Annotated in this window: 13 protein-coding genes and 2 tRNA genes; 5 read left to right on the top strand and 10 right to left on the bottom strand. The window is 61.7% G+C overall.

All coding sequences use genetic code 11. From position 1 onward, the window contains the following. Nucleotides 1–63: 63 nt before the first annotated feature. On the bottom strand, nucleotides 64–4,143 hold the full coding sequence (purL, locus tag P3T25_RS08830) for a phosphoribosylformylglycinamidine synthase (RefSeq protein WP_429357906.1): 4,080 nt from the start codon (nucleotides 4,141–4,143) through the stop codon (nucleotides 64–66). 280 nt (nucleotides 4,144–4,423) lie between these two features. Between purL and P3T25_RS08825 the strand changes: the two genes are divergently transcribed. The 3 genes from P3T25_RS08825 to pgi all read left to right on the top strand — a co-directional run bounded on the left by P3T25_RS08825 (nucleotide 4,424) and on the right by pgi (nucleotide 9,383). Next, nucleotides 4,424–5,722 (top strand): FAD-dependent oxidoreductase, encoded by a 1,299-nt coding sequence (locus P3T25_RS08825; protein ID WP_429357905.1) that lies wholly within the window; start codon nucleotides 4,424–4,426, stop codon nucleotides 5,720–5,722. Between the two features lie 84 nt (nucleotides 5,723–5,806). Further along, complete coding sequence (locus P3T25_RS08820; protein WP_429357904.1) at nucleotides 5,807–7,432, top strand: NAD(P)H-hydrate dehydratase; 1,626 nt, start codon at nucleotides 5,807–5,809, stop codon at nucleotides 7,430–7,432. Nucleotides 7,433–7,760: 328 nt separating this feature from the next. After that, complete coding sequence (pgi, locus tag P3T25_RS08815; RefSeq protein ID WP_429357903.1) at nucleotides 7,761–9,383, top strand: glucose-6-phosphate isomerase; 1,623 nt, start codon at nucleotides 7,761–7,763, stop codon at nucleotides 9,381–9,383. A 157-nt stretch (nucleotides 9,384–9,540) separates the two neighbouring features. Here the strand turns inward: pgi and P3T25_RS08810 are convergent, their stop codons facing one another. After that, nucleotides 9,541–10,227 carry an ABC transporter ATP-binding protein gene (locus P3T25_RS08810; RefSeq protein ID WP_154559238.1) on the bottom strand — a complete coding sequence of 229 codons (687 nt, stop codon included), beginning with the start codon at nucleotides 10,225–10,227 and terminating at the stop codon, nucleotides 9,541–9,543. Between P3T25_RS08810 and P3T25_RS08805 the strand changes: the two genes are divergently transcribed. Both P3T25_RS08805 and P3T25_RS08800 read left to right on the top strand, forming a co-directional pair. Further along, a complete protein-coding gene (locus P3T25_RS08805; protein ID WP_154559237.1) occupies nucleotides 10,226–10,921 on the top strand; it encodes an arylesterase in 696 nt (231 codons plus the stop codon). The two genes, P3T25_RS08810 and P3T25_RS08805, sit on opposite strands and share 2 nt — an antisense overlap. A 116-nt stretch (nucleotides 10,922–11,037) precedes the next feature. Next, a complete protein-coding gene (locus tag P3T25_RS08800) occupies nucleotides 11,038–11,379 on the top strand; it encodes a hypothetical protein (protein ID WP_168435613.1) in 342 nt (113 codons plus the stop codon). Between the two features lie 136 nt (nucleotides 11,380–11,515). Here P3T25_RS08800 and P3T25_RS08795 read toward each other — a convergent pair whose 3' ends face one another. The 8 genes from P3T25_RS08795 to tig all read right to left on the bottom strand — a co-directional run bounded on the left by P3T25_RS08795 (nucleotide 11,516) and on the right by tig (nucleotide 20,803). Then, complete coding sequence (locus P3T25_RS08795; RefSeq protein ID WP_429357902.1) at nucleotides 11,516–13,453, bottom strand: SurA N-terminal domain-containing protein; 1,938 nt, start codon at nucleotides 13,451–13,453, stop codon at nucleotides 11,516–11,518. Nucleotides 13,454–13,540: 87 nt separating this feature from the next. Further along, a tRNA-Asp gene (locus P3T25_RS08790) sits at nucleotides 13,541–13,617 on the bottom strand. 46 nt (nucleotides 13,618–13,663) lie between these two features. Beyond that, nucleotides 13,664–13,739: transfer RNA gene (locus P3T25_RS08785), tRNA-Val, on the bottom strand. Between the two features lie 144 nt (nucleotides 13,740–13,883). After that, complete coding sequence (locus tag P3T25_RS08780) at nucleotides 13,884–14,246, bottom strand: HU family DNA-binding protein (RefSeq protein WP_266257862.1); 363 nt, start codon at nucleotides 14,244–14,246, stop codon at nucleotides 13,884–13,886. 252 nt (nucleotides 14,247–14,498) lie between these two features. Further along, nucleotides 14,499–16,925 (bottom strand): endopeptidase La, encoded by a 2,427-nt coding sequence (gene lon / locus P3T25_RS08775; RefSeq protein WP_429357901.1) that lies wholly within the window; start codon nucleotides 16,923–16,925, stop codon nucleotides 14,499–14,501. Between the two features lie 202 nt (nucleotides 16,926–17,127). Next, on the bottom strand, nucleotides 17,128–18,399 hold the full coding sequence (gene clpX / locus P3T25_RS08770; protein ID WP_007182009.1) for an ATP-dependent Clp protease ATP-binding subunit ClpX: 1,272 nt from the start codon (nucleotides 18,397–18,399) through the stop codon (nucleotides 17,128–17,130). Between the two features lie 197 nt (nucleotides 18,400–18,596). Further along, the gene (gene clpP, locus P3T25_RS08765; protein WP_007182010.1) at nucleotides 18,597–19,250 is read right to left on the bottom strand and encodes an ATP-dependent Clp endopeptidase proteolytic subunit ClpP; all 654 of its coding nucleotides are present in this window, start codon (nucleotides 19,248–19,250) and stop codon (nucleotides 18,597–18,599) included. 206 nt (nucleotides 19,251–19,456) lie between these two features. Then, a complete protein-coding gene (tig, locus tag P3T25_RS08760; RefSeq protein WP_054039527.1) occupies nucleotides 19,457–20,803 on the bottom strand; it encodes a trigger factor in 1,347 nt (448 codons plus the stop codon). Nucleotides 20,804–21,217: the final 414 nt, after the last annotated feature.

Raw genomic sequence — 21,217 nt, 5'->3', positions numbered from 1 at the left:
TTGCGCTGCTGCTTCGGAATAAAAAAACCGCCCTCGGGCGGTTTTTTTGTTTCTGCGTGCGCTTCAACCCAACCAGCGGCGTGCGTTCTGGAACACGCGCAGCCACGGGCTCGCGTCCGTGCTGCCCTCACCCCAACCTTCCGGATGCCAGCTCATCTGCACCGCGCGATGCACGCGCTCGGTGTGCGGCATCAGCACGCTGAAGCGGCCATCAGGCGTCGTAACCGACGTGATGCCATTTGGCGAACCGTTCGGGTTGAACGGATACTGCTCCGTTGCCTGCCCACGGTGATCGACGTAACGCATCGCCACAGCCACCTTCGACGCATCGCCTTGCTGCGAGAAGTCCGCATAACCTTCGCCGTGCGCAATCGCCACCGGAATGCGCGAGCCTTCCATGCCGGCGAAGAAGATCGACGGCGAAGCCTGCACTTCGACCAGCGAGAAGCGCGCTTCGAATTTCTCCGACTTGTTGCGCGTGAACTTCGGCCATGCTTCGGCGCCCGGAATCATCGACGCGAGGCTGCTCATCATCTGGCAGCCGTTGCAGATGCCCAGTGCGAACGTGTCTTCGCGGCCGAAGAACGCGGCGAACATATCAGCCAGTTGCGAGTTGAAACGGATCGCCTTCGCCCAGCCTTCACCGGCGCCCAGCGTATCGCCGTATGAGAAGCCGCCGCACGCCACCGCACCGGCGAAATCCGCCAGGTTGGCGCGGCCGGCCAGCAGGTCGCTCATGTGCACGTCGTGCGCGTCGAAGCCGGCGCGGTCGAATGCATAAGCCGTTTCGAGGTGCGAGTTCACGCCCTGCTCACGCAGGATCGCGACACGCGGGCGGCCGCCCTTGCCGATGAACGGTGCGGCGACATCTTCCGAAGGATCGAACGTGAGAACCGGCGAGATGCCCGGATCGGCCGCATCGGAAAGCGCGTCGTACTCAGCATCGGCACAAGCCGGGTTGTCGCGCAGACGCGAAATACGCCAGCTCACTTCGCTCCACGCGCGATGCAATTCGGTACGCGGTGCGTCGTAGATCTTCTTCGCGTCGCGATAGATTTCGATCGTATCGCGCTCGTTGGTCTTGCCGATCACGTGCGAGCATGCCGACAGACCGTGTTCGCGCAATGCGCCCAGCACCGCGTCGCGATCCGCTGCGCGCACCTGAATGACGGCGCCAAGTTCTTCGGTGAAGAGCGCGCGGATCGTGCGGTCTTCACGACGGCCACTGGTCTGCTTCGCCCAGTCTTTCGCGTCGCCGAAATCGGATTCGTGGTTCGGATCGAGTATCAGCATGTCGACGTTCAGCGACACGCCGACGTGACCCGCAAACGCCATTTCGCAAACCGTCGCCCACAGGCCGCCGTCCGAGCGGTCGTGGTACGCGAGCAGCTTGCCGTCGCTATTGAGCGACTGGATCGCGGTGAAGAAACGCTTCAGATCTTCTGGATCGTCGACGTCCGGCACCGTGTCGCCGACCTGCTGCGTGACTTGCGCGAGAATACTGCCACCCAGACGATGCTTGGCGCGGCCAAGGTCGATCGCGATCAGCACGGAGTCGCCCACGTCGCCCGCGCTGCGCAGTTGCGGCGTGAGGTGCTTACGTACATCTTCGACCGGCGCGAATGCCGAGATGATCAGCGAGACCGGCGCGACGACTTCCTTCGCCACGCCACGGTCTTCCCACTTGGTGCGCATGGACAGCGAATCCTTGCCCACCGGGATGCTGATACCGAGTGCCGGACACAGCTCCATGCCAATGGCCTTGACCGTGTCGTACAGCGCGGCGTCTTCGCCCGCTGCGCCGCATGCGGCCATCCAGTTGGCCGACAGCTTGAGCTTATCGAGCGACGTGATCGGCGCCGCCGCGATGTTGGTGACCGCCTCGCCGACCGCCATGCGGCCTGACGCCGGTGCGTTGATCACGGCGAGCGGCGTACGCTCGGCCATGGTCATCGCTTCGCCGCGGAAGCCCGCGTAGTCCATCGTCGTAATCGCGACGTCGGCCACCGGCACTTGCCACGGGCCGACCATCTGGTCGCGCGCGGTCGTGCCGCCCACCGAGCGGTCGCCGATAGTGATCAGGAACGACTTGCTGGCCACCGTAGGGTGACGCAGTACGCTGACCGCGACTTCCGACAACGCGATGCCCGTAACATCCACCGGCTCGAGTTTCTGCTCGACGCGTTTGACGTCGCGATGCATGCGCGGCGCCTTGCCAAGCAGCACTTCCATCGGCATGTCGACCGGCTCGTGTGCGGCGTCCTCGTTCGATTCGGAATCGAGCACCTTCAACTGACGTTCAGCCGTAGCCGTGCCGACCACCGCGAACGGGCAACGCTCGCGCTCGCACATGGCTTCGAAGGCCGGCAGATCGGCCGGCGCAATCGCGAGCACGTAGCGCTCCTGCGCCTCGTTCGACCAGATTTCGCGCGGCGACAAACCGCTCTCTTCCAGCTGGATCTTGCGCAGATCGAAGATCGCGCCCTTGCTGGCGCCGTCCACGACTTCCGGAAACGCGTTCGACAGACCGCCCGCACCCACGTCGTGAATGCTAAGAATCGGGTTCTTCTCGCCGAGCTGCCAGCACGCATTAATCACTTCCTGCGCACGGCGCTCGATTTCCGGATTGCCGCGCTGGACCGAGTCGAAGTCGAGTTCGGCCGTGTTGGTGCCCGTCGCCATCGAACTGGCGGCGCCGCCGCCCATGCCGATGCGCATACCCGGGCCGCCGATCTGGATCAGGAGCGACCCTTCCGGCAGATCGTGCTTGTGCGTGTGTTGATCCGAAATATTGCCGATGCCGCCGGCGATCATGATCGGCTTGTGATAGCCGCGCACCAGACCCGCGACGTTCTGCTCGTAAGCGCGGAAATAGCCACCCAGATTCGGCCGGCCGAATTCGTTGTTGAACGCGGCGCCGCCAAGCGGGCCGTCGATCATGATTTGCAGCGGCGATGCGATGCGGTCAGGACGGCCGTAAGCTTCGTGTTTGTCGTCCGGGTTCCGGTGGGCCAGCGGCTGCGCGGCGTCAAGGGCGTTTTCCCAGGCTTCGACGCCGTCCGGCAATTCCAGATTCGACACCGTGAAGCCCGCCAGACCCGCCTTCGGACGCGCGCCGCGGCCGGTCGCGCCTTCGTCGCGGATTTCGCCGCCCGCGCCGGTCGAAGCGCCCGGGAACGGCGAGATCGCGGTCGGGTGGTTGTGCGTTTCCACCTTCATCAAGGTGTGCGTCAGTTCGACGTTGCGGCGATAGTGCTCGGGCATCGCGCCGGGTTCAGCCGGCGTGCGCGGGAACCAGCGCTCAGCCACGCCGCCCGCCATGATCGCCGAGTTGTCCGAATAGGCAACGATGGTGCCTTGCGGGTTCAGCTTCTCCGTGTTGCGGATCATGTTGAACAGCGAGATGTCCTGCTTCTCGCCGTCGATCGTCCAGTCCGCGTTGAAGATCTTGTGACGGCAGTGTTCGCTGTTGGCCTGCGCGAACATCATCAACTCGACGTCGGTCGGGTTGCGGCCGAGTTTCGTGAAGGCGTCGACGAGGTAGTCGATTTCGTCGTCGGCGAGCGCGAGGCCCAGTTCCGTGTTCGCCGCTTCCAGCGCGCCACGGCCGTTGCTCAACACGTCGACGGTTTGCAGCGGCTTGGCCGGCAGTTCGTCGAACAGGTGCAGCGCGTGATCGCGCGAGGGCGCCACGCTCTCAGTCATGCGGTCGTGCAGCGCCGCGGCAACGGCCGCGCGGGCTTCGTCGGAGAGCGCCTTCTTGCCGCCCAGCAAACCGCTTTTCAGCGTGACCGTGTATTCGACACCGCGCTCGATACGGCGCACCTGCGTGAGACCACAGAGGTGAGCAATATCGGTTGCCTTGCTGGCCCACGGCGACACCGTGCCGAAGCGCGGCACCACGAGGAAGGTTTCGGCCGCGCCGCGCTCTTTGGTTTCTTCGAGCGGATCGCCGTAGTGCATCAGCGCTTCGATCTTCGCGTTGTCTTCCGCGGACAGCGGGGTTTGCGCGTTGACGAAGTGCAGATATTGCCCGCGCACGCCGATGATGTTGGCGTCGATGCGCGTAAGCGTGTCGAGCAGGCGGGTTTGACGGAAATCGGAAAGGGCCGAAGCGCCGGGGAAACACGAGAAGTGGGCCATGGACTTGACGTTGCGTCGCTAATGATGCCGATGAGTCGCGCGTGAAGGCGACGTGAGGCGGAAAGGAAGTCCGAGATTATACCCCGGGAACGGCCCTCCAACGGGCGTCGCACCAGGGTTTTGGCGGGGTTTGCGTGGCCGGTCTGTCGTTTTGACTGCTATCATTCGCCCTTTCACCAGATCGGCGCGAGCAGCCTGAGCAATCCCGGGCAGCGCGCCGCATGCCACGCTTAACGGGAACGCGGCGTTTCGGCGTCCCGCCGGCAAATCGAATCAGATCATGGATGTCATCGTCATTGGCGGCGGGATTGTGGGCGTCGCCACCGCTTATCAACTGCGCGCGGCCGGTCACCGGGTATGCGTCGTCGAGCGCCACGCAACGGTCGCGCAAGGCGCGACCTATGGGCACGGCGGCACCGTGCTGCCGACCCCGCTCGACGTCTGGTTCGGCCCGACTTTCATGGCGAGCCGTCAGGGCGCCAAAAACGGCGTGATCAGCAAGACCGGCTTCAACGGGCCGGCGCGCCAGTTCATCAAGCAACTGGCCGCTTTGCAGGAGCCGGAGGCGTTCAGCCGCCAGTACGCGCGGCTGCGTCCGTTGATCGAAGCATCGCGCGAGGCGATGGCCGACGTCGAAGCGCGCTTCGGGCTGGAATTCGAGCAGGCGAGCGGCCTGCTCTATCTGGTGCGTTCCGAGCAGGAATGGCAACAGACCCAGACCGCGCTCGAGCTGCTGCGCCAATACGAAGTCCCGCACCATGTGCTCACGCCGGCCGAATGCGCCGCGTTCGAGCATTCCGTGCGGACCGAGCCGGAATTCGCCGGCGGCGTGCTGTTCGACCACGAGCGCACGGCCAACTGCCCGCTTTTCGCGAAACTGATCAAGCAAACCCTCGATACCCAGGGCGGCGTGCAATTCATGCTGGGCTGCGAAGTCTCGGCGATTCGCCTCGAAGGTCAGCGTGCCGCGGTGGAACTCGCGCCACGGCCCGGCACGACATCGCGTTCGCGCGAAGTCGACGTGATCAATGCCGATGCGATCGTCGTCGCTGCAGGTTACGGCAGTCTGCCGCTGCTCGAACGGCTGGGGCTGCGGCTGCCGTTGCATCCGCTGCGCCTGCATAACCTGGTGGCGCCGATCGCTCATGAGGAATGCGCACCGCACGTCGCGATTGTCGACGCGGTCAAGCGGATTACGGTCAGCCGCATGAATCATCGCCTGCGGGTTGCGGGCGGCGCGGTTTTGCAAAGTGCTGGGCAGATCGACAAGCCGCTCGGCGAAGCATTGACGAAGGAAGCGCTGGCGCTGCTGGGCCAGGCGACTCACGACTGGATTCCGGGCGCTGCCCGGATCTCTGCGGCCTTGCCGTGGGAAGGCGTAAAGCTGCTGTCGCCGGACGGAATGCCTGTGATCGGCAATGCGCTTCATCCGCGTCTGTTCGTGAACGCCGGCCACGGGCCGGCCGGTTGGGGTCTGGCATGCGGGGCAGGCAAGCTGATCGCCGACCTGATCTCGGACAAGACCCCCGACGTCCCCGCGGACACGCTGGCTGCGCTGCGCGCGGACCGATTCCAGTAAATGGCGCGGCGGGAGCATATCGGCACTACCATAGTGGCTCCCAACGCTTCCTCACCTTGCCCAAGGTGAACTCCAAGCCTCGCCATGACAGTGCCCGAATCCACGCTCCCGACATTAATCAGCCCGCACAACCGCGCGTTGCCGCTGCTCACGCTAACCGACCTGCGAATCCTTGAAACCCAGGCCGCGGCGGCACTGCCTCAGCACACCCTGATGTCTCGCGCCGGCAAAGCAGCCGCGAGCTACCTGCAAGAGCTGATCACCCGCGACACATCGATCGAAAAATCGAAGCACAAGGTATGGGTCGTAGCAGGCCCGGGCAACAACGGCGGCGACGCATTGATCGTGGCCGCGGAGCTACGCCGCGCAAGTATCGCCGTAGATCTTTGCATGCCGCTTGAAGTCAAGCCGGACGACGCCCGCTGGGCGCTCGACACCGCCCGGGCCGCAGGCGTAGCCATTACATCGACACCGCCGGCTTCGCTGGAAAGCTATACATGGCTGGTGGACGGCATGTTCGGCATCGGTCTGACCCGCCCTCTGGAGGGCGTCTTTGCTGCCATCGCCCGCCAGCTCTCACAACGCACGAAAGCAAAGTCCAGAAAAGGCGGCGTCCTGGCGCTCGATACGCCAAGCGGCCTCGACAGCGACACCGGCACGGTCGTCGGCGAAAAACAGGGGCAAGGCGGGGGGCAAGGCGAAAGCCAGAACGACAGCACCGCAGTCCACGCCACCCACACGATCACCTTCATCGGCGCAAAGCCCGGCCTCTTCACGGCGCAGGGCCGCGATCTTGCCGGCACGGTAACCGTGGCGCCGATCGGCATTGACAGCACCACCCGCACGGCCGTGCAACTCAACGCGCCGGCGCTGTTCGCCGACTTTCTTCCGCCGCGCGACTTTGCCACCAACAAGGGCACCTTCGGCAGCCTCGCCGTGGTCGGCGGCGACACCGGCATGTGCGGCGCGCCGATCCTCGCCTCGCGCGCGGCGCTCTACACCGGTGCGGGCAAAGTGCACGTTGCCTTGCTCGGCGACGGCGCCCCGCCCTACGATCCGCCGCATCCCGAACTGATGCTGCATGCGATCGACGATCTGCCGCTCGACAAAATGGACGCGCTCGCCGTCGGTTGCGGCATGGGTCTGCGCGACATCGCCACGCGTGTCATGCACGACGTGCTGACGCTCGACGTACCCAAACTGTTCGACGCCGACGCGCTCAATCTGATTTCGGCAGACTCATCGCTCGCGGCCGAAGTCACCGCGCGCGGCGTACAAGGTGATCCCTGCGTGCTCACGCCGCATCCGTTGGAAGCCGCGCGCCTGCTCGGCACCAATGCGCGAAGCGTGCAACGCGACCGCCTCGCCGCAGCGCGGGCACTAGCCGCGCGTTTTGCCGCGGTAGTCGTGCTGAAAGGCACGGGCACGGTTATCGCCGCGCCGGACGGCCGCGTCGCGATCAATCCGACCGGCAATGCCGCACTCGCGACAGGCGGCACCGGCGACGTGCTCGGCGGCATCATCGGCGCACTGCTTGCCCAGCATCTGCCGCGTTACGAAGCCGCGCTGGCAGGCGTCTACCTGCACGGCCTCGCCGCCGACACGCTCAGCGCGCAAGGCCACGGCCCAGCCGGTTTGACGGCGGGTGAACTCGCCCCGATGGTGCGAACTTTGCTCAACCGTATGTTCTATCCGGCAACGGGTGGATGATTCAGCGGGTGAATGAAGCGCCCCATGCAGCGCCTCAAACGGGGTGTCCTGAACGTGGCGCCCCATCCCACAGTTTGCATGGGACTCCCAAACCGCTGCCACCCGTCACACAACGCCGTTATACTGATTGACTGCGCCGCGCGTCGGGTTCATCGCGGGTTACGGCGAAATTTCGGTGAGCCGTTCGATTCCGGGCGGACTCGCGAAGTTTCCCCGTAACCCACCGCGAACCCCACCGCGCGGCATCGCTCTAACAGCATCGTTGCATCATCCTCGGCAGCGCTTCACGCGCGCGCCTTTCTTCGTGCCCCTTCGTTAGACGGACGCTATGACGCAGAACTCGCTCCCCTCCTGGTCCTCGCTGCAAACGCATTACGAGAAGATTCGCGATGCGCACATGCGCGACTGGTTCGCCCCCGAGAACGATCCCGCCCCTACCCGTGCTGAGCGCTTTGCGTTCGCGGGCGGCGGTCTCGCGGCCGATTTTTCGAAGAACCGCATCACCGACGAAACCCTGAAACTGCTGGTGCAACTCGCGCGCGAAGCCGGCGTCGAGAAGCGCCGCGACGCGATGTTCGCGGGCGAAGTCGTCAACCCGACCGAAGGCCGCGCCGCCTTGCACACCGCGCTGCGCGCCACTGATCCGAAAGCACCGTTCCATGCGGAAATCCTGGCCGAACGCGCCAGGATGGCCGCGTTCGCCGACAAGGTCCGCAGCGGCGAGTGGACCGGCTACACCGGCAAGCGGATTCGCTACGTCGTGAACATCGGCATCGGCGGCTCGGACCTCGGGCCGAAGATGGTCGTGCACGCGCTGCATCATCTGGCTACGCCCGAGATCACCACGCACTTCGTGTCGAACGTGGACGGCGCGGATCTGTACAACGTGATGCAGATGATCGATCCCGAAGAGACGCTTGCGATCATCGTCTCCAAGACCTTCACGACGCTCGAAACGATGACCAATGCGCGCTCGCTGCGCGACTGGTTCATCGAGAAAGGCTGCCCGGAGAGTGCGCTCGCGAAACACTTCGTCGGCGTGTCGGCGAACCCGGCCGAGGTGGTCAGGTTCGGCATCGCGAAAGAGAATGTGTTCGAGATGTGGGACTGGGTCGGTGGGCGTTATTCGCTGTGGTCGGCAGTGGGTCTGTCGATCATGATCGCGATCGGGCCGAAACAGTTCGACGAACTGCTGGCCGGCGCCAACGGGATGGACCAGCATTTCCGCGACGCACCGCTCGAAAAGAATCTGCCGGTGCTGCTCGGCATGATCGGCATCTGGTATCGCAACTTCTTCGGCTCGCAAAGCTATCTGGTCGCGCCATATTCGGAAGCGCTGCATTTCCTGCCGTCGTATCTGCAACAGCTCGAAATGGAGAGCAACGGCAAGTCGGCGCGCCTGGATGGCGTGATGGTCGACTATCCGACCGCTGCCGTGACCTGGGGCGAACCGGGCACGAACGGTCAGCATGCGTTTTTCCAGATGCTGCACCAAGGTCCGACGATCGTGCCGATCGACTTCATCGCCGTGTTGACGCCGGAGCATCCGCTCGTCAGTCATCATCCGAAGCTGCTGGCGAACTGCTTCGCGCAAAGCGAAGCGTTGATGCTGGGTCGCACGCTCGAAGAAGCGAAGAAGGTTGCCGGTGCGGACAAGCCGGAACTGGCACCGCATCTGGTGTTTCCGGGCAACCGCCCGACGAGCACACTGCTGGTCGATGCACTCACCGCGCGTTCGCTCGGCGCATTGATCGCGCTGTACGAGCATAAGGTGCTGGTGCAGGCATCGGTATGGGACATCAACCCGTTCGATCAATGGGGCGTCGAATTGGGCAAGATCCTCGGCAAGGTGGTCGAGGCGGATTTGACGTCGGCAAGCGTCGATGAAAAGAAGCATGACTCGTCGACGTCAGCGTTGATCGCGCGGGCGCGTGCTGCCTTGAAGCGATGAGCGTAAGCGGCGCGCTTGCCCGTGCCGCATGCGCTGATTGCTCACGCGCGCGTGGTTAGCGGCGTTGCGTTATCAAGTTGCAGAGATGAAAAGCAAAGCGGGCCCCTGTGGCCCGCTTTGCTTTGTACGAACGAGTGACGCGCGGCTGGCACGCTTCTCAGGCCAGACGTCCCGCTTCGATGGTCACCGTCGTATCGCAGCGGCGCGCCAGCTCGATGTCGTGCGTGACGAGGATCAACGTGGCGCCGTTCGCGCGGTTCATCTCGAACATCAAATCGATCACCGCGTGACCGGTGGCGGCATCGAGACTGCCGGTCGGCTCGTCGGCGAACAGGATCGCCGGATGGGTGACAAAGGCCCGCGCGAGCGCGACCCGTTGCTGTTCGCCGCCCGACAGCAGCTTCGGATAGTGCCCGGTGCGCTTGGCGAGCCCCACCTGCTCCAGCAATCCGCGCGCACGCGCCGCGGCCTCGCGCGTACCGATGCCGCCTTGCAGTTCGAGCGGAAGGGTGACGTTTTCGAGCGCCGTCAAATGCGGCATCAGTTGAAACGACTGGAACACGAAACCGACCGAACCGCTGCGCAACGCAGCGCGCTCGTCTTCGTCCAGTTCGGTGAGTTCGCGGCCGAGCAGCCGAACCGAGCCCGAGCTCGCACTGTCCAATCCTGCGAGCAAGCCGAGCAGCGTAGACTTGCCCGACCCGGATGCACCGACGATCGCCACACTGCTGCCGGCATCGATAGCAAGATCGATGTCCTCGAGAATCGTCAGTTCGCCTGTTGCATCCTTAACCTTCTTGCACAAACCCCGCACTTCAATGACTGGATCAGTTTTGTTTAGCATGGTGAAGCGTAGGTTGAAAGTGCGCGCCGTAGCGACGGCGCTGACTACTGCATTCGGCCCGGCCGTGCTGGCCGCAACCCTGTTTTCATTGCCCTTCCCAGCCCATGCGGCCAACCCGCCCGAACAGGCCAAGCCGGTGATCGTCGTGCTCGGCGACAGCATCTCCGCCGAATACGGCTTGCCCCGCGACACTGGCTGGGTTGCCTTGATGCGCCAGCGCCTCACCGATGAGCGAATCGATTATAGCGTCGCCAATGCGAGCATCAGCGGCGACACCACGAGCGGTGGCCGGGCCCGCCTGCCGGCGCTCCTGCAACGGCTCAAGCCGAGTATCGTGATCGTCGAGCTCGGCGCCAACGATGCATTGCGCGGCGTGCCGCTCGCCACAACCGAAGACAACCTGCGCACGATCATCGAGCAGGCTCAACAAGGCCACGCGAAGGTCGTGCTGGTCGGCATGTATGTACCACCCAATTACGGCCCCGACTACACGCAAAAGTTCCACGGCCTGTACGGCGAACTCTCGAAGCAATTGCGCGTGCCGTTGGTGCCCTTCCTGCTGGCCGGCATCGCCGACAAACCGGAGATGTTTCAGGCGGATCAGATCCATCCCACGCAGCAGGCACAGCCGGTGCTACTCAACAACGTGTGGCCGGCTATCAAGCCACTCCTTCGCGCAAGTTCGCCGCACTGAAAAGCTCGCTAACAACTTGTTTCCGGTAATTGGGGAGCGCGGATCGGCAAGATCGCTCCGACTTTCGTAATCCCGCGCAACCCGGCTCGATTCTGAGCGACTTCTGAGGAGATAACGTGAAATATTTACCGTTAATCGCTTTGACCGTGGCAATTTCTGCATCCGCCGCTCAACCGCCTGTCGGCGTCCAATCCGTGGGCCAAAGCCAGCAGCCGCCGAAGGCCGTCGCTACGTGCATCGCGCACAAGTGGGCCGATAGCTCGCAACAGCAAGTCGTGTCGCAAGACATCATGGCTAACGACCAGGCAATGGATGTCTATATGCCGGGTCAGCAGCCGCCTAACGGCGCAGCAGCCGTCGTGCGGCCCTCCTACACCGGCCCGGGTTCATGGGTCGGCTTCCGCGCCAATGGCGCTGCGGGCAGCGATGCCACCAGTTCGATCAGCGCTTGCCTCTAGGCGGCTGACGGCATAACAAGCCGCGCTCCCAAGCAGAACGTTTGACGCGCTTGCACTCGTCAAATAAAAATGCCCCGCAATTGCGGGGCATTTTTGTAGCTGCGCGCTTTACCTGTTTGCGCGCTCGCGCGAGTGCTTATTCGCCGCTCGCCTGCGCATTGCTGCTGTCGAGCGAGCCGTAGAACTTCACCTTCGAACGGGTACGCAGCGCCTCGACGTAAGCCTCGGCGTCGGATTGCGCATCGACTTGCGCAATCTGCTGCTGCGCAGCAGCCAGACGCTGCGGATCGATCGGGGCGCTTGCAACGACCGCGTTCACGCGATAGATCGCATAGCCGTCATCGCCGAGGTCCACACCGACGTACGCAGGTAACTTTTGCGCGTCTGCTTTGTAGATTGCACTCAATGCAACCGGCGGCACGCCTTGTGCGTCGTTGCGCGAAACCTTCAGCGGCGACGAGAAGCCCGTTGTGGCCTTCGACTTGTCGAACTCCGCCAGCTTCGCGATACCTTCCTTGTGAGCGGCCTCGTTCGACTGAACCGCGATCACTTTCTGACGCACTGCGTCCTTGACCGCGTCGAGCGCCGGCACGGCTGCAGCCTTGTAATCGGTCACGTGCGCCGCGATCAGCGTGTTACCGCCAACGTCGATCGCTTGCGTGTTGTTACGCGCAGTGACCGCATCGCTCGCGAACACGGCAGCCAGGAACTTCGCGTTTTTCAGCGGGCTGTCAGGCGGCAGCTTCGGATCCGGCTGCGGCGTGACGGTGGCCGTTTGCAATTGCAGCTTGTACTTGTCAACGGCGGGCTGCAGGCTCTTCGCCTTCTCGTAAACGATTGACGTGAAGCCTTCCGAGTCGTCGCCGAATGCCTTGCTGGCCAGTTGCGTTTTCAGGTCTTTCGCGATCTGATCTTTCACTTCGTCGAACGGCTTGGTGACGGCTGGCTTCACGTCCGTGACCTTGACGATGTGATAGCCGAAGTCGGTCTGCACGATGCCGCTAACTTCGTCTTTCTTGAGACCGAACACGGCGTCGTCGAACGCCTGGCCGCCAGCGATCATGCCGCGACCGAAGTAACCCAGATCACCGCCCTTCGACGCCGAACCCGGATCCTGCGAATTCTGCTGCGCGATCTGCGCGAACTGGTCCGGATGTGCCTTGACCTGTGCGAGCACCTCGTCGGCCTTCTGCTTTGCCTTGGCCCTGTCAGCCGCGCTTGCATCTTTCGGCGCGGCGATCAGGATGTGGCTCGCGCGCACCTGGCCGTCCGTGCGGTAATGCGCGACGTTGTCGTCGTAGTACTTTTTCAGATCAGCGTCGCTCGGCTGCACGGCAGCAGACAACGTTGCCGTCGACATCACAAGGTACTGGATCGTTGCCGTGGCGGGCGTGGCGAAATCGTTGCGATGCGCATCGTAATAGGCCTGCAGTTGCGCATCCGTGGGCTGCACCTTCGCTGCATAGTCGCGCGGATGGAACGCAATACCCTGCACTTCGCGCTGCTGTTCGGCGAGCTCGGTGAGATGCTGTGCGAGAGTCTTCGACGTGAAGGCGCTGCCTTGAATGCTTGCCGGCAACTGCTGCGTAGCAATGCTGTAACGCACACGTTCGTCGTATTGATCGGGCGTCATGCCTTGCATCGCGAGCAACTGCTTGTAGCGGTCGACGTCGATCGAGCCGTCAGGATTCTTCAGCGACGAGATCACCGGATCGTTCAGCAGCACACGGCGCACGGCGTCGTCAGACGCGGTCAGATGCAGGCGCTGTGTTTCGTCAGCCAGCACGCGCTGCTCGATCAGACCGTCGAGCATTTCGCTACGGCGCGCAGGTGTATCGAACGACTTCATGTCGAACTGCGCACCGAGCATTTGACGGGCGCGGTCAAGCTGCTGACGCATCGCGTTGTCATACTCTGCGCGAGTAATCTTGTGGCCGTTGACGCTGGCGACGTTTGCACTTTCGTCAAAGAAGCCGCGGAAGCCTTGGATACCCACAAAACCCAACCCCGGCACAATGACGAGGATGAGCATGAACATCATCAGGCGTTTGTGATTGCGGAAAAAATCGAGCATGCGTGAAGGAGTGCCAAAAACAGAACGCCCGATCTTACAACAGCGGGCAATAAAAAAGGCGAACCGGAGTTCGCCTTTCGTGGATACTGGCGGAGTGGACGGGACTCGAACCCGCGACCCCCGGCGTGACAGGCCGGTATTCTAACCGACTGAACTACCACTCCTTATACTGCACTGCACTAAACAGAACCACTGAGCCGAATCTGAAACTGGTGGGTGCTGAGAGGCTCGAACTCCCGACCTACGCCTTGTAAGGGCGCCGCTCTACCAACTGAGCTAAGCACCCGTTTCGCGATTCAGCGTGCTCCTGCTTTTGCTGCCTGATTGATCAACTTGCGCATCAACTAGTGCGACGCAAAGTCACACTAGTCACACAGAATTCGTCGCACTTCTTTCTAACGAACCTGCAATTCCTCAAGCAGCAAGCCCATTAGTTTAGCGCATCCTTCAGAGCTTTGCCAGGCCTAAATTTAGGGACCTTCGCTGCCTTGATCTTGATGGCGGCGCCGGTGCGCGGATTGCGGCCCGTACGCGCGGTACGCTTGCCCACGGCAAAGGTACCGAAACCCACCAGCGTCACCGAACCACCTTTCTTCAACGTACCTTTGACCCCACCGATCACCGCGTCGAGTGCACGGCCTGCCGCGGCCTTCGAAATATCGGCTTGCTGCGCAATGTGATCGATCAATTCCGTTTTATTCATTCCAACCCCCGAGAATGTTTGTGGCAATCGTGACGGCGCTCTGTAGCGCCTGGCATCACGCGACCGGCGGGTAACGCCGGGCCGACTCATTAGAATTGGCCGAAACCCTTGTGTCAAGCGGGGTTGAGCCTGATTTAAGCGGTTCTGGAGGGCGCCCTCTGTCACCGAATCTTGCTATAGATGGATGCGCGCACAACCAGTCAGCGGCTGAAAGCGTCCTTTACTCAAAAGGTGGGATTACGTGCGTTCCAGACGTAACTTCCGGCATCTCGCAGGCAATAAAAAACCCGCGACCGAGGCCGCGGGTTTTTATACAGCAAACAGCTTTCGTCGCCGACTAGCTTAGTGTTTCACGACTTCCGTTGCACTGGCGTCTTTGCCCGGCTCAGCCGCCGCGACAGGCGCAGCAGGCTTGGGCTCTTCGTCCGGCAACGCCTGCGGCACACGTTCGAGCGCCAGTTCGAGCACCCTGTCGATCCAACGGACCGGCATGATTTCGATGGCGTTCTTCACGTTGTCCGGAATCTCCGTCAAGTCCTTGACGTTTTCTTCCGGAACCAGCACCAGCTTGATACCGCCGCGATGCGCTGCCAGCAATTTTTCCTTCAGGCCGCCGATCGGCAGGACTTCGCCACGCAACGTGATTTCGCCCGTCATCGCGACATCGGCACGAACCGGAATACCGGTCAACACCGACACCAGCGCGGTCGTCATCGCGATACCGGCCGAAGGACCGTCCTTCGGCGTCGCGCCTTCCGGCACGTGAATGTGAATATCCTGCTTCTCGAACGCTTCATCCTTGATACCCAGACGGCGCGAACGCGAGCGGACCACCGAGCGCGCAGCTTCGACTGATTCCTTCATCACGTCGCCGAGCGAACCCGTGCGAATCACATTGCCCTTACCCGGCATCACCGCGGCTTCGATGGTCAGCAGATCGCCGCCCACTTCCGTCCACGCAAGACCCGTGACCTGGCCAACCTGATTTTCCTTCGCGGCCAGACCGAAGTCGTACTTGCGCACGCCGAGGAAGGTGTCGATATTGCTGCCGTCGACCGTCACCGCGCCTTCCGCCTTCTTCAGCAGAAGCATCTTCACGACCTTGCGGCAGATCTTCGAAATTTCACGCTCGAGCGAACGCACGCCCGCTTCACGCGTGTAGTAACGAATAATGTCGCGGATCGCGGTTTCCGTCACATCGACCTCGCCATCCTTGAGGCCGTTGTTCTTCTTCTGCTTGGGCAAGAGATAACGTTGCGCGATGCTGACCTTCTCGTCTTCCGTATAACCCGACAGACGGATCACTTCCATCCGGTCGAGCAGCGGCGGCGGAATGTTCAACGAGTTCGACGTTGCCACGAACATCACGTCCGACAGATCGAAGTCGACTTCGACATAGTGATCGGCGAACGTATGGTTCTGTTCCGGATCAAGCACTTCCAGCAGAGCCGAGGACGGATCGCCACGGAAATCCTGGCCCATCTTGTCGACTTCGTCGAGCAGGAAGAGCGGATTGCGCACGCCGACCTTGGTCAGGCTTTGCAGAATCTTGCCGGGCATCGAACCGATGTACGTACGACGGTGACCGCGAATCTCGGCTTCGTCGCGCACGCCGCCGAGCGCCATACGCACGAACTTGCGGTTCGTAGCGCGAGCGATCGACTGACCCAGCGACGTCTTACCGACACCCGGAGGCCCAACGAGGCACAGGATCGGCGCTTTCACCTTGTCGACACGTTGCTGGACCGCGAGATACTCGAGAATGCGTTCCTTCACTTTCTCGAGACCGAAGTGGTCTTCGTCGAGCACGCGTTCCGCATTCGAGAGGTCGTTGTTGACCTTGCTCTTCTTGCGCCACGGCAAGCCGATCAGCGTATCGATGTAGTTACGCACGACGGTCGCTTCAGCCGACATCGGCGACATCAGCTTGAGCTTCTTCAGCTCGGCGTCGGCCTTCTTCTTGGCTTCCTTCGGCATGCGCGCGGCCGTGATGCGCTTCTCGAGTTCCTCGAGATCCGCACCTTCTTCGCCTTCGCCCAGTTCCTTCTGGATCGCCTTGACCTGTTCGTTCAGGTAGTACTCGCGCTGGCTCTTCTCCATCTGGCGCTTCACACGCCCACGGATGCGCTTTTCGACCTGCAGGATGTCGATCTCGGCTTCGAGTTGCGCGAGCAGATGCTCGAGGCGCTCGATGACCGGGAACATTTCGAGGATGTGCTGCTTCTGGTCGAGCTTGAGCGGCAGATGCGCCGCGATCGTGTCGGCCAGCCGGCCAGCCTCGTCGATGCCCGACAGCGACGTCAGGATCTCCGGCGGGATCTTCTTGTTCAGCTTTACATATTGGTCGAACTGCGACACGATCGCGCGGCGCAGCGCTTCAGTTTCAGCGCTGTCGGCGTGGTCGGGTTCGAGCGGCATGACTTCGCACGAGAACTGCGTTTCCTGTTCTTCGATGGAAAGCGTTTTCGCGCGCTGCAAGCCCTCGACGAGCACCTTAACGGTGCCATCGGGCAGCTTCAGCATTTGCAGGATGTTGGCGATACACCCTACTTCGTACATGTCCTTTTCGGTCGGCTCATCTTTCGCAGCCGTTTTCTGGGCGACGAGCATGATGTGCTTGCCGCCTTCCATCGCTGCTTCAAGAGCCTTGATCGACTTCGGGCGGCCTACGAAGAGCGGAATCACCATGTGCGGGAAGACGACTACGTCACGCAGCGGGAGCAGCGGGAGCGTAATGCGTTCCGGCGGAAGGAGTTGGGTTCCTGACATTTCATTTCCCCATGAGTGGAATCAGTTCGTTCGATAGGTGAGGCCAGCAGAAAAGATTGCAAGCCTCCGCGTGTGGGAAAAGTTCAGTGACTCCGAAGGTTCAGTGACTCCATAGTGAAAACAACCATCCTGACCACACGATAAACGAAAAAAGCCGTTCACGTTGCCATGAACGGCTTTTTTTGCAGAACCCGAAAGCCGATCAGTTCGAACCCGCCACTTTGGGCGCGTCTTCGTAGATCAGTAGGGGTTTACCGTCGCCGTCAATCACGTTGTCGTCGATGATGACCTTGCTAACACCTTTCATCTGCGGCAGGTCGTACATGACATCAAGCAACGCCTGTTCCAGGATGGAGCGCAGGCCGCGAGCGCCCGTCTTGCGACGGATCGCTTTACGTGCGACAGCCTGCAACGCAGCCGGGCGAATTTCGAGCTCGACGCGTTCCATATTGAACAGCTTGTGGTATTGCTTCACCAGAGCATTCTTCGGTTCGACGAGGATCTTCATCAACGCGACTTCGTCGAGTTTGCCGAGCGTAGCCACCACCGGCAGACGGCCGATCAGTTCAGGAATCAGGCCGAACTTGATCAGATCTTCCGGCTCCACTTCGCGCAGCACTTCGCCGGCATCGCGGTCCTGCTTGCTCTTCACGCTTGCGCCGAAGCCGATACCGGTTTTCTCGGTACGGTCGACGATGACTTTCTCGAGGCCGTCGAATGCGCCACCGCAAATGAACAGAATATTGGTGGTGTCGACCTGGATGAAGTCCTGATTCGGATGCTTACGGCCACCTTGCGGCGGCACCGACGCCATCGTGCCTTCAACCAGTTTCAGCAAAGCCTGTTGCACGCCTTCGCCCGACACATCGCGGGTGATCGACGGGTTGTCGGACTTGCGGCTGATCTTGTCGATTTCGTCGATGTAGACAATGCCGCGCTGGGCCTTGTCGACTTCGTAATTGCAATTCTGCAGCAGCTTCTGAATGATGTTCTCGACGTCTTCGCCGACGTAGCCGGCTTCCGTCAGCGTCGTTGCATCGGCAATGACGAACGGGACGTTCAGAAGGCGTGCGAGCGTCTGCGCGAGCAAGGTCTTGCCGGAACCGGTCGGGCCGATCAGCAGAATGTTGCTCTTGGACAGCTCGATCTCATCCTTCTTGTCGAGGTGCTTGAGGCGCTTGTAGTGGTTGTACACCGCGACCGCGAGAATCTTCTTCGCGCGTTCCTGACCGATCACGTACTGGTCGAGGATTTCACGGATTTCCTGCGGACTCGGCAGATCGGACTTGGACAAGCCCGCCTCGATGCCCGCACCTGCAGCCTCATCGCGGATGATTTCGTTGCACAGGTCGATACATTCATCACAGATGAACACCGACGGGCCGGCAATCAGTTTTTTGACTTCATGCTGGCTCTTGCCACAGAACGAGCAATACAACAGCTTTTCGCTGTTAGAACCTTTCTTGTCCGCCATAGATGTGTGAGCCTCCGGACACTCGATTACATGATACGCCGTTTGCCCCGGCCTCGCAGTTTGGGCGCGGCAGGGCTTGAGCCAAGGTGACGGCGTTTGCCGCAGGCACTCGGACGAGTCTTGATTATTTCACAACCGATCCGACGACGGCCTCGCCCCGTTTTGGGGCAAGACCGCACCGGCGTTTCAAGGACACTTCAAGGACGCTTGTGCGCCACCTGGTCAACCAGACCGTAAGCTTGCGCGTCATCGCCGGACATGAAATTGTCGCGGTCGGTGTCGCGTGCAATACGCTCGACCGGCTGGCCGGTGTGGTGCGCGAGCAGATGATTCAGACGTTCCTTCAGGTACAGGATTTCACGCGCCTGGATTTCTATGTCCGACGCCTGGCCGCGCGCCCCGCCCAGCGGCTGGTGAATCATCACACGTGAATTCGGCAGCGCAAAGCGCTTGCCCTTCGCGCCCGCCGCCAGCAGGAACGCGCCCATACTGGCCGCGAGACCCATGCACAGCGTCGACACGTCCGGCTTGATGAACTGCATCGTGTCGTAGATCGCCATCCCGGCCGAAACCGAACCGCCCGGGCTGTTGATGTAGAAGCTGATGTCCTTGTCCGGGTTTTCACTTTCAAGGAACAACATCTGCGCGACGACGAGGTTGGCCGTCTGGTCGTTCACTTCGCCGACCAGGAACACGATGCGTTCCTTCAGCAGACGCGAATAGATGTCATACGAGCGCTCGCCCCGGCCGCTCGTTTCCACGACGATCGGCACCAGTCCGAGCGCCTGCGCTTCGAGATCCCGGGACGACTGGGAGGTCAACGTGTCCAGCATTTGGGCGCGAAAGGTCATGCAATGGATCCTTGTCTGGAAATATTCTAAATATTAGATGCTAGACAGGTGTGGCCGACGAGCCCGTATTCAAGTGCGCGATCAGTGCGAGCGCGGCGTGCGACGCAGTGTGAAACGCGCCATGCAAAACGCACCGTACTTTCACAGCACAAAAAAACGGCGTGCGGGCCGTCGCTCCGACAGCCGGCACGCCGTTGCAGCGACGCTTACGCTTGCGCCGTTGCGCTTGCCAGTTCTTCGAAGCTTACTTCCTTGTCCGTCACCTTGGCCTTGCTGAGGACGAAATCGACGACGTTGGCTTCAACGACGTACGCTTCCATTTCTGCAAGACGTTGCTGATTGGAATAATACCAGCGGACGACTTCCTTCGGGTCTTCGTAGCTTTTCGCGAATTCGTCGACTTCGGCACGAATCTGCTCCGGCTTGGCTTGCAGTTCGTTGGCCTTGACCAGCTCGGCCAGCACGAGGCCCAGCTTGACGCGACGCTCAGCCTGTTCCTTGAACATTTCAGCCGGGATCGGTGCGTCAGCGGCGTTCGGCACGCCACGTTGCTCGAGGTCCTGACGGGCCATGCCGACGAGGCGCTCCTGATCTTGTGCGATCAAGGCGCTCGGCACGTCGAGTTCCGAAATCTTCAGCAACGCGTCCATCACCTGATTCTTGACGATGGCTTGCGTGCGGCGCTTCGCTTCGCGTTCGAGATTGTCTTTGATCTCAGCGCGCATCTTGACCAGATCGCCGTCTTCGATACCGAGCGACTTTGCGAATTCAGCGTCGATTTCCGGCAGATGCGGCCACTCGATCTTCTTCATCGTGATCGTGAATTGCGCGGTCTTACCGGCGACATCCTTGCCGTGATAGTCAGCCGGGAAAGCCAGGTCGAATTCCTTCGATGCGCCGACCGCGAGGCCCAGCGCTGCCTTTTCGAATTCCGGCAGCATGCGGCCTTCGCCCAGCACGAATGCGAAGTCTTCAGCGCTGCCGCCCTGGAACACTTCACCGTCGATCTTGCCGACGAAGTCGACCGTCACGCGGTCGCCGTCTTTAGCCGCCGTGTCCGCGCCGCCGTCGCCATGCTCGCCGGCTTCGCCACGAGCGTGGAAGTGCACGCGCTGCTTGCGCAGGATGTCCAGCGTGCGGTCGATTTCCGCTTCGCTGATGGTGGTCGTGGTGCGTTCGATTTCGGCCGTGGCGACGTCGCCCAGCTTCACTTCCGGATACACCTCGAACGTCGCGTCGAACGCGTAATCGCCTTCAGCAGCGTCGGCCTTCGGCGCGAAGCTCGGCTGACCGGCAACGCGCAGGTTTTCGGCGCGGCTGATATCGAAAAATTCCTTGCCGACCTTGTCGCTCAGCACTTCAGCTTCAACCTGGCCCGAATACTGTTGCGTCACCATCTTGAGCGGCACCTTGCCCGGGCGGAAACCCGGCATGCGCACGTTCTTTGCCAGTTGGCGGATACGCGAGTCCACTTCCTTCTGCACGGCGTCCTTCGGCAGGGAAATCGTTACGCGGCGTTCGAGCTTGCCGAGGTTTTCAACAACGTTAGCCATGGCTTCAATCGTCCTAAAATTATTCGAGCGAATCAGTTATCTTCTCCGTGCCGCTTTTCGATGCCGCGTTCAAGTCGCTCAGCATCGATTGCGCGCCTGCGCCGCGGGCTTGCAGGCCGCCGGCAGCACGGTTGGGTCCAAAGAGCCGAATATTTTAGCAAACTATTTGCGCGCTTAGCCGGGATTCGATGATTGCGCGCGCTTTTATCGGTGTTCGGGCCGCTTTCCGCGCTGTTTTTCATCTGTTTGCGGGTTGTCTGGTGGCTGTTCGCTGCCTGCTTCACGCCCACCCACTATCAGTTTTCAGCCCGCTTGCGGCGGCTTGACGATCCCTTTCGCCTTCCACGCTTCCTCCGGAAGCGCCTGCGCGACCGATAGCGTCGCGCCTGCCGCCCGCGTTCGCACGGATGGATC

It is taken from the genome of Paraburkholderia sp. GAS32 (assembly GCF_050434225.1).
Taxonomy (GTDB): Bacteria; Pseudomonadota; Gammaproteobacteria; order Burkholderiales; family Burkholderiaceae; genus Paraburkholderia; species Paraburkholderia madseniana.
The sequence above is the reverse complement of the archived record's forward strand: the minus strand, read 5'-3'. Positions and strand labels throughout refer to the sequence as shown.